Source organism: Thauera sp. ZXT1-4 (genome assembly GCF_052598215.2).
Genome location: NZ_JBQWSN020000106.1, coordinates 1 through 1,225, shown reverse-complemented (window position 1 = coordinate 1,225; position 1,225 = coordinate 1). Strand labels below are relative to the sequence as shown.

At 63.8% G+C, this 1,225-nt stretch carries 2 protein-coding genes; both read left to right on the top strand.

The window, feature by feature from the left end:
• Positions 1-888, top strand: an 888-nt coding sequence (locus ACUH78_RS19295; RefSeq protein ID WP_510497614.1) for an argininosuccinate synthase, incomplete at its 5' end; no start/stop codon positions are given.
• Between the two features lie 21 nt (positions 889-909).
• The gene (locus tag ACUH78_RS19290; RefSeq protein ID WP_418365037.1) at positions 910-1,140 is read left to right on the top strand and encodes a DUF2788 domain-containing protein; all 231 of its coding nucleotides are present in this window, start codon (positions 910-912) and stop codon (positions 1,138-1,140) included.
• The last annotated feature ends 85 nt before the right edge of the window (positions 1,141-1,225 follow it).

The following is a 1,225-nucleotide window of genomic DNA, read 5'->3' as shown; positions in this document are numbered from 1 at the left end:
GACGCCGTCTCGCACGGCGCCACCGGCAAGGGCAACGACCAGGTCCGCTTCGAGCTCGGTTACTACGCGCTGATGCCGGGCGTGAAGGTCATCGCCCCGTGGCGCGAGTGGGACCTGCTGTCGCGCGAGAAGCTGCTTGCTTACGCAGAAAAGGCCGGCATTCCCATCGAAATGAAGCACAAGCAGGGCGGTTCGCCCTACTCGATGGACGCCAACCTGCTGCACATCTCCTACGAAGGTCGCCACCTCGAGAACCCCGCCGCCGAGGCCGAGGAAGACATGTGGCGCTGGACGGTGTCGCCCGAGGCCGCCCCGGATGCCGCGGAATACCTCGACCTGGAGTTTGAGCGCGGTGACCTCGTCGCCATCAACGGCATGCGCATGAAGCCGCACGAACTGCTCGCCAAGCTCAATGAACTCGGCGGCAAGCACGGCATCGGCCGCCTCGACCTGGTGGAAAACCGCTACGTCGGCATGAAGAGCCGTGGCTGCTACGAAACCCCGGGGGGCACCATTCTGCTCCGCGCCCACCGCGCCATCGAGTCGATCACGCTCGACCGCGAAGTCGCCCACCTCAAGGACGACCTCATGCCGCGCTACGCCAGCGTGATCTACAACGGCTACTGGTGGAGCCCCGAGCGCCGCGCCATGCAGGCCCTGATCGATCAGACGCAGGAAACCGTGAACGGCTGGGTGCGCGTCAAGCTCTACAAGGGCAACGTCATCGTCACCGGCCGCGACTCGAAGACCGACTCGCTGTTCGACCCGACGATCGCCACCTTCGAGGACGACGCTGGCGCCTACAACCAGAAGGACGCCCACGGCTTCATCCGCCTCAACGCCCTGCGCATGCGCATTGCCGCCAACGCCAGGGCCAAGCGCGGCTAAGGCAGGATCGCACCGATCGCGATGAACGACGAAGACTTCATCCTCGGGCTCAGCTTCACCGAGTTCGAGGAAATCGCCCTCCAGGTCGGCCTCACAGGGCTGATCCTGTTCATGATGTTCATCATCTGGAACCTCGGCAAGGAATCCAAGGCCGGGCGCTACGGCATGATGTGGATGTTCATCGGCCTGGGTGTGGGCTTCGTCGGCTTCGTCGCCAAGGGCATCATCCAGAAGCTTCTCGGAATCGAATAGGAAGGTTCAACAGCATGAGCGTCACCACCCGCTTCGACGGCGTCACCGTCACCACCCAGGCCAACGTGTATTTCGACGGCAAGTG

Coding starts and splice junctions, on each gene's coding strand:
- ACUH78_RS19290 (WP_418365037.1), top strand. CDS start 910: ATGAACGACGAAGACTTCATCCTCGGGCTCAGCTTCACCGAGTTCGAG.